This window comes from Streptomyces durocortorensis (assembly GCF_016901035.1).
GTDB lineage: Bacteria > Actinomycetota > Actinomycetes > Streptomycetales > Streptomycetaceae > Streptomyces > Streptomyces durocortorensis.
The window spans coordinates 1-7,785 of the sequence record NZ_JAFEUF010000283.1; the positions used below are offsets into that span (position 1 = coordinate 1).

General features: G+C 71.3%; 5 protein-coding genes. All 5 read left to right on the plus strand.

The window, feature by feature from the left end:
* Positions 1 to 50 precede the first annotated feature (50 nt).
* The 5 genes from JS521_RS31325 to murD are packed head-to-tail and all read left to right on the plus strand — an operon-like array spanning position 51 to position 7,640.
* Positions 51 to 1,967 carry a peptidoglycan D,D-transpeptidase FtsI family protein gene (locus JS521_RS31325; RefSeq protein ID WP_275564239.1) on the plus strand — a complete coding sequence of 639 codons (1,917 nt, stop codon included), beginning with the start codon at positions 51 to 53 and terminating at the stop codon, positions 1,965 to 1,967.
* Between the two features lie 40 nt (positions 1,968 to 2,007).
* The gene (locus tag JS521_RS31330) at positions 2,008 to 3,723 is read left to right on the plus strand and encodes a UDP-N-acetylmuramoyl-L-alanyl-D-glutamate--2,6-diaminopimelate ligase (protein WP_372448634.1); all 1,716 of its coding nucleotides are present in this window, start codon (positions 2,008 to 2,010) and stop codon (positions 3,721 to 3,723) included.
* Positions 3,724 to 3,727: 4 nt separating this feature from the next.
* The gene (locus tag JS521_RS31335; protein ID WP_205086305.1) at positions 3,728 to 5,149 is read left to right on the plus strand and encodes a UDP-N-acetylmuramoyl-tripeptide--D-alanyl-D-alanine ligase; all 1,422 of its coding nucleotides are present in this window, start codon (positions 3,728 to 3,730) and stop codon (positions 5,147 to 5,149) included.
* Positions 5,146 to 6,216, plus strand: coding sequence for a phospho-N-acetylmuramoyl-pentapeptide-transferase (gene mraY / locus JS521_RS31340; protein ID WP_032761615.1), 1,071 nt, complete (start codon positions 5,146 to 5,148; stop codon positions 6,214 to 6,216). The genes JS521_RS31335 and mraY overlap by 4 nt, the downstream gene beginning before the upstream one ends.
* Positions 6,198 to 7,640: a UDP-N-acetylmuramoyl-L-alanine--D-glutamate ligase gene (gene murD, locus JS521_RS31345; RefSeq protein WP_205086306.1), complete on the plus strand. Its 1,443-nt coding sequence runs from the start codon at positions 6,198 to 6,200 to the stop codon at positions 7,638 to 7,640. Before mraY ends, murD begins: the two co-directional genes overlap by 19 nt.
* Positions 7,641 to 7,785 lie beyond the last annotated feature (145 nt).

The window sequence follows — 7,785 nt, forward strand, 5'->3', positions numbered from 1 at the left end:
CGGTCGGCTCCGCTTCGGTCGGCTCCGCTTCGGTGGGCTCCGCTGAGGACATGGGCGTGCCGCCTCCCTCGGGTCGCCGGGGGCGGCCGGCCGCCCCGGGGCGCACCACCCGGCGCGGCACCGCACCCCGCTCCCTGCGCCTCGGTAGCCCGCGCCCCCGGCTCCGGCTCGTCGGCCTCGGGCTGACGCTGGTCATGCTGGCCTTCGTGGCCCGGCTGCTCCAGGTCCAGGCCGTCGACGCCAGCGCCTACGCGGCGAAGGCCGAGAAGAACCGCTACCAGGAGTACACGGTCGCCGCCGAGCGCGGCGAGATCACCGACCGCAAGGGCGTGGCGCTCGCCACCAGCGTCGACGCGCACAACATCACGGCCGACCCGAAGCTGTTCACGCCCGAGGAGAGCAACGCCCCCGACGCGCCCCAGCAGGCCGCGGCGCTGCTCGCCCCGATCCTCGGCAAGGACGTCGACGAGCTGGTCGAGAAGCTCTCGAAGCCCAAGCTCCGCTACACCATCCTCGCCTACCGGCAGACCCCCCAGGTCTGGAAGCAGATCAAGGACCTCAAGGCCGTCTTCGCCGAGAAGGCGTCCGAGGACAAGCTGAAGGGCGGGCCGGGAGCCAACGTCCTGGCCGGTGTCCTCCAGGAGCCGACCACCAAGCGGGTCTATCCCAACGGGGACCTCGCCGCCGGGATACTGGGATTCGTCAGCGCCGACGGCAAGGGCGGCGGCGGCCTCGAATCGCAGCTGAACAAGGAGCTCGCGGGCGAGGACGGCAAGATCCGCTACGCCCAGGCAGGCGGCCGGCGGGTGCCCACCGCGGGCAGCAGCGAGATCCCGGCCGTGCCCGGTTCCGACATCGAGCTGACCATCGACCGCGACATCCAGTGGGCCGCGCAGAAGGCCATCAGCGACCAGGTCGAGAAGTCCAAGGCCGACCGCGGCTACGTCATCGTGCAGAACACGAAGACCGGCGAGCTGCTGGCCATGGCCAACTCGCCCGGCTACGACCCCAACGACCTCTCCGAGGCCACCTCGGCCCAGCTCGGCAACGCGGCCCTCCAGGACGTGTACGAGCCCGGCTCCACCAGCAAGGTCATGTCGATCGCCGCGGTGCTGGAGGAGGGGGCGGCCACCCCCGGCACCCATGTCACCGTCCCCAACCGGCTGCACCGGGGCGACCGCCTCTTCAAGGACGACGTCGACCACCCCACCTGGTACCTCACGCTCAACGGCGTCCTCGCCAAGTCCAGCAATATCGGCACCATCCTGGCAACCGGTCAGCTCGGCAAGACCCAGGCGGAGTCGAACAAGGTCCTCTACGACTACCTGCGGAAGTTCGGCCTCGGCAAGAAGACCGGCCTCGGCTACCCCGGCGAGTCGCCCGGCCTGCTGGCCCACCCGAAGAACTGGTCGACCTCGCAGCAGTACACGATCCCCTTCGGCCAGGGCCTCTCCATCAACGCCGTCCAGGCCGCCTCGGTCTACTCCACGGTCGCCAACGGAGGCGTACGGGTCGCACCCACCCTCGTACGCGGCACCAAGGGCTCCGACGGCCGCTTCACCCCGGCCGACGCCCCCGAGGAGAGCCGGGTCGTCAGCGAGAAGACCGCCAAGACCCTGGCGACCATGCTTGAGTCCGTCGTCGACGACACGGAAGGGACCGGCACCAAGGCCGCCATCCCGGGCTACCGGGTCGCGGGCAAGACCGGGACCGCCAACCGGGTCGACCCCGTCCGCGGCGTCTACAAGGGCTACACCGCCTCCTTCGCCGGCTTCGCCCCGGCCGACAACCCGCAGGTCACCGTCTACTGCGCGATCCAGAACCCCACCAAGGGCAGCTACTTCGGCGGCCAGATCTGCGGCCCGATCTACAAGCAGGTCATGGAGTTCGCACTCAAGACGCTCCAGACCCCACCGTCCGGCAGCAAGCCGCCCCGGCTGCCGGTGTCCTTCAAACCCGGCGAGTGAACACGGAGATGCGCGAGCATCTCCTCCAAGGGAACCCTCAGTGACATCGATCACCCCCGACCCCGGGAACCGGAACGAGAACCGCCGGAACCAGGGTGCCTCGCTTAGCGAGAGCCACCACCGGCCCGGTACGCTCACCGCCGTGCCCCACGCTGATCAGTCCCAAACCTCTCAGAAGGACGCGCCTGTGACCTACCCGGGAGCGCCCCGACCGGACCGGCTCCGGCCCACCCCTCTCGGCGAGCTGGCCGACCGGCTCGGCGTCGAAGCGGCCGGGGACGGCGAAGTCACCGGCATCACGCACGACTCACGGGCCGTGCGACCCGGTGACGTGTACGCGGCCCTGCCCGGCGCCCGTATGCACGGCGCCGACTTCGCGGCCCAGGCCGCGGGCCTCGGCGCCGTCGCCGTCCTCACCGACCCCACCGGCGCCGAACGCGCCGCCGCCACCGGCCTGCCGGTCCTGGTCGCCGAGGACCCGCGCGCCGTGATGGGCGAGCTGGCCGCCGACATCTACGGACGGCCCGGCATCGGCCTCCTCCAGATCGGCATCACCGGAACCTCCGGCAAGACCACCACCGCGTACCTCGTCGAGGGCGGACTGCGCGCCGCCGGACGCCCCACCGGGCTGATCGGCACCGTCGAGATGCGCATCGGTGACGAGCGCATCAAGTCCGAGCGCACCACCCCCGAAGCCACCGACCTCCAGGCCCTGTTCGCCGTCATGCGCGAACGCGGCGTCGAGGCCGTCGCGATGGAGGTCTCCAGCCACGCCCTGGTGCTGGGCCGGGTCGACGGCTGCGTCTTCGACGTCGCCGTCTTCAACAACCTCAGCCCGGAGCACATGGAGTTCCACTCCGGCATGGAGGACTACTTCCAGGCCAAGGCGCAGCTCTTCACCCCCGAGCGCAGCCACCGCGGCGTGGTCAACTTCGACGACGAGTACGGCCGCAGGCTCATCACCGAGTCCGGCGTCCCGGTCACCACCTTCTCCGCCGAGGGCCACCCCGACGCCGACTGGCACGCCGAGGACGTCGAGGTCGGACCGCAGGACAGCACCTTCACCGCCGTCGGCCCCAAGGGCGAGCGCATCACCGCCCGCGCCCCGCTGCCCGGCCCGTTCAACGTCGCCAACACCCTCGCCGCGATCGTCACGCTGGCCGTCGCGGGCGTCGACCCGCAGATCGCCGCCGACGGCGTCGCCGCCGTCCCCGGGGTTCCCGGCCGGCTGGAGCGGGTGGACGCCGGACAGCCCTACCTCGCCGTCGTCGACTACGCGCACAAGACCGACGCCGTCGAGTCCGTCCTGCGCTCCCTGCGCAAGGTCACCGAGGGCCAGGTGCACATCGTCCTCGGCTGCGGCGGCGACCGCGACACCACCAAACGCGGCCCGATGGGCGCCGCCGCGGCCCGGCTCGCCGACACCGCCGTCCTGACCTCCGACAACCCCCGCTCGGAGGACCCCCTCGCGATCCTCGCCGCGATGCTCTCCGGCGCCGCCGAAGTCCCCGTCCACGAACGCGGCGACGTGCTCGTCGACGCCGACCGCGCCTCAGCCATCGCCGCCGCCGTCGCCCGCGCCGAACCGGGCGACACCGTCCTCGTCGCGGGCAAGGGGCACGAACAGGGCCAGGACATCCACGGAGTGGTCCGCGCCTTCGACGACCGCAAGGTCCTGCACGCAGCCATCGAGCGGTCCCTGGCGCACCCCGGCGCCGACCGTGCCCCTCACCACGAGAACAACAGTCAGGGATGACCAAGTGATCACCCTTTCCCTCGCCGAGATCGCCGAAATCGTCGGCGGGCAGCCGCACGACATACCGGATCCGGCAGTCACCGTGACCGGGCCCGTCGTCATCGACTCCCGCGAGGTCGCGCCCGGCAGCCTGTTCGCCGCGTTCGCCGGCGAACGGGTCGACGGCCACGACTACGCCCAGCGCGCCGTCGAGGCGGGCGCGGCAGCCGTCCTGGCGGCCCGCCCCGTCGGCGTCCCGGCGATCGTCGTGGACGATGTCGTCGGCGCGCTCGGAGCCCTCGCCCGGGCCGCCGTCGAACGCCTCGGCACCAGCGTCGTCGCCCTCACCGGCTCCGCGGGCAAGACGTCCACCAAGGACCTGATCGCCCAGCTCCTCCAGCGCCACGGCCCGACCGTCTGGACACCCGGCTCCCTCAACAACGAGATCGGGCTGCCGCTCACCGCCCTGACCGCCACCGCCGAGACCGAGCACCTGGTCCTGGAGATGGGCGCCCGCGGCATCGGCCACATCCGCTACCTCACCGAGCTGACCCCGCCCCGGGTCGGCCTGGTCCTCAACGTCGGCTCCGCGCACCTCGGCGAGTTCGGCAGCCGCGAGGCCATCGCCCAGGCCAAGGGCGAGATGGTCGAGGGCCTGCCCGAGGACGGCTGCGCCGTGCTCAACGCGGATGACCCTCTCGTACGCGCGATGGCCTCGCGCACCAAGGCCCGCGTCCTGCTCTTCGGAGAGGCCCCCGAAGCGGACGTACGGGGCGAGAAGGTCCGGATGACCCCCGACGGGCGGCCCGCCTTCGAGCTCCACACACCCACCGGGTGCAGCGACGTGACCATGCGCCTGTACGGTGAGCACCACGTGTCGAACGCGCTCGCCGCGGCCGCCGTCGCCCATGAGTTGGGCATGTCCGCCTCCGAGATCGCCGATGCGCTCTCGGAGGCGGGCTCCCTCTCCCGCTGGCGCATGGAGGTCACCGAGCGCGGGGACGGTGTGACGGTCGTCAACGACGCCTACAACGCGAACCCCGAATCCATGAGAGCCGCACTGCGTGCGCTGGCTGCCATGGGCCAGGCCCGGCAGGGCGACGGGGGGCGCACCTGGGCGGTGCTCGGTCAGATGGCCGAGCTCGGTGACGCGTCGCTCGCCGAGCACGACGCGGTCGGACGGCTCGCCGTCCGGCTCAACGTCAGCAAGCTCGTCGCTGTCGGGGGGAGAGAAGCCTCCTGGCTGCAACTGGGCGCATATAACGAGGGTTCGTGGGGTGAGGAGTCGGTGCACGTGTCCGACGCACAGGCGGCCGTCGACCTGTTGCGCAGTGAACTGCGCCCGGGAGACGTCGTGCTGGTGAAGGCGTCCCGGTCGGTCGGCCTGGAGAAGGTCGCCCAGGCACTGCTGGAGAACTCGACCGAGGGCGAGGTCGCCGGCCGATGAGGCAGATCCTCTTCGCGGGGGCCATCGGGCTCTTCCTGACCCTGGTCGGCACCCCGCTGCTGATCAAGCTGCTGGCCCGCAAGGGCTACGGGCAGTTCATCCGGGACGACGGCCCGCGCACCCACGGCAGCAAGAAGGGCACGCCCACGATGGGCGGCATCGCCTTCATCCTGGCGACGATCATCGCGTACCTCCTCGCGAAGATCATCACGGGTGAGGACATCCGCTACTCCGGTGTCCTCGTGCTCTTCCTCATGGCGGGCATGGGCCTCGTCGGCTTCCTCGACGACTACATCAAGATCGTCAAGCAGCGTTCGCTCGGCCTGCGGGCCAAGGCGAAGATGGCCGGACAGCTGATCGTCGGCATCGCGTTCGCGGTGCTCTCGCTCCAGTTCCCCAACTCCATGAACCAGACCCCGGCCTCCACCCGGCTCTCGTTCGTCGAGGACTTCGGCTGGTCGATCGGCCCGGTGCTGTTCTGCGTCTGGGCCCTGTTCATGATCCTCGCCATGTCCAACGGCGTGAACCTCACCGACGGCCTCGACGGACTGGCCACCGGCGCCTCCGTGATGGTCTTCGGCGCCTACACCTTCATCGGCCTCTGGCAGTTCCAGGAGTCCTGCGCCAACGCGGACAACCTGACCAACCCCAGCGCCTGTTTCGAGGTACGCGACCCGCTCGACCTCGCCGTCGTCGCAGCGGCCCTGATGGGCGCCTGCTTCGGCTTCCTGTGGTGGAACACCTCGCCCGCCAAGATCTTCATGGGCGACACCGGCTCGCTCGCCCTCGGCGGCGCGCTCGCGGGCCTCGCGATCCTGTCGCGCACCGAGTTCCTGCTCGCCATCCTCGGCGGCCTCTTCGTGATGATCACCATGTCCGTGGTCATCCAGGTCGGTTCGTTCAAGATGACCGGCAAGCGTGTGTTCCGCATGGCGCCGCTCCAGCACCACTTCGAACTCAAGGGGTGGTCCGAGGTCCTTGTCGTGGTCCGCTTCTGGATCATCCAGGGCATGTGCGTGATCGTCGGCCTCGGCCTCTTCTACGCGGGATGGGCAGCCAAGAAGTGAGCACCGTGGACTGGCAGGGCAAGCACGTCACCGTCGCCGGGCTCGGCGTCAGCGGAATCCCCGCGGCCCGCGCCCTGCACGAGCGCGGCGCGCTCGTCACCGTCGTCAACGACGGCGACGACGAACGCGCCCGCGCGCAGGCCGCCGAACTGGAGGCGCTCGGCATCACCGTGCGCCTCGGCGACGGCGCGACCCTGCCGCCGTCCACGGAACTCGTCGTCACCGCCCCCGGCTGGCAGCCGGACAAGCCGCTCTTCCTGGCTGCCGCCGAGGCGGGCGTCGACATCTGGGGCGACGTCGAACTCGCCTGGCGGCTGAGGGGCACCAACGGCCGCAAGGCCGCGCCCTGGCTCGCCGTCACCGGCACCAACGGCAAGACCACCACCGTACGGATGCTGGCCTCCATCCTGGAGGCGGCGGGCCTGCGCACCGCGGCCGTCGGCAACATCGGCGTATCGCTGCTGGACGCGGTGCTCGGCGAGACGGAGTACGACGTCCTCGCCGTCGAACTCTCCAGCTACCAGCTGCACTGGGCGCCCTCCCTGCGCGCCCACTCCGCCGCCGTCCTCAACCTGGCCCCCGACCACCTCGACTGGCACGGCTCGATGGAGGCGTACGCCGCCGACAAGGGCCGCGTCTACGAGGGCAACACCGTGGCCTGCGTCTACAACGTGTCCGACCCGGCCACCGAGGACCTGGTCCGCGAGGCCGACGTCGAAGAGGGCTGCCGGGCCATCGGCTTCACCCTCGGCGCCCCCGGCCCCTCCCAGCTCGGCGTGGTCGACGGCATCCTCGTCGACCGGGCGTTCGTCGCCAACCGCCAGAAGCAGGCCCTGGAGCTGGCCGAGGTAACCGACGTCAACCCGCCCGCCCCGCACAACATCGCCAACGCCCTCGCAGCCGCCGCTCTCGCCCGCGCCTTCGGCGTGGAACCGGCCGCCGTACGGGACGGGCTCCGCGCCTTCCGGCCCGACGCCCACCGCATCGAACACGTCGCGGACATCGGCGAAGTCGCCTACGTCGACGACTCCAAGGCCACCAACACCCACGCCACCGAGGCCTCGCTGGCCGCCTACGACTCCATCGTCTGGATCGCGGGCGGCCTCGCCAAGGGCGCCACCTTCGACGAGCTGGTCACCGGCGCCGCGAAGCGGCTGCGCGGGGTCGTGCTGATCGGCGCCGACCGTGCCCTGATCCACGAAGCCCTGACGCGACACGCCCCGGAAGTCCCGGTGGTCGACCTCGACCGCACCGACACTGGGGCCATGTCCGAAGCGGTCGCACGGGCGGCCGAACTCGCCCGGCCGGGCGATACGGTACTGCTGGCCCCGGCCTGTGCCTCGATGGACATGTTCACCAACTACAACAAGCGGGGCGAGGCGTTCGCGGACGCGGTCCGCGCACGCGCCGACCAGAGCGCCTGACCGACCGGGCCTCCGCGCCCGGGGTCACGGGCCCCGGGCACGAGCAGTGGAGGGGACAGCGACAATGCCGGCCGACGAGAGATTCGCCGTACGGCGGGAGAGCGCACGGGCCTCGGTTCCCCGCCCCCTCGCCGCGACGCCCGCC

Coding starts and splice junctions, on each gene's coding strand:
- JS521_RS31325 (WP_275564239.1), top strand. CDS start 51: ATGGGCGTGCCGCCTCCCTCGGGTCGCCGGGGGCGGCCGGCCGCCCCG.
- mraY (WP_032761615.1), top strand. CDS start 5,146: ATGAGGCAGATCCTCTTCGCGGGGGCCATCGGGCTCTTCCTGACCCTG.
- murD (WP_205086306.1), top strand. CDS start 6,198: ATGGGCAGCCAAGAAGTGAGCACCGTGGACTGGCAGGGCAAGCACGTC.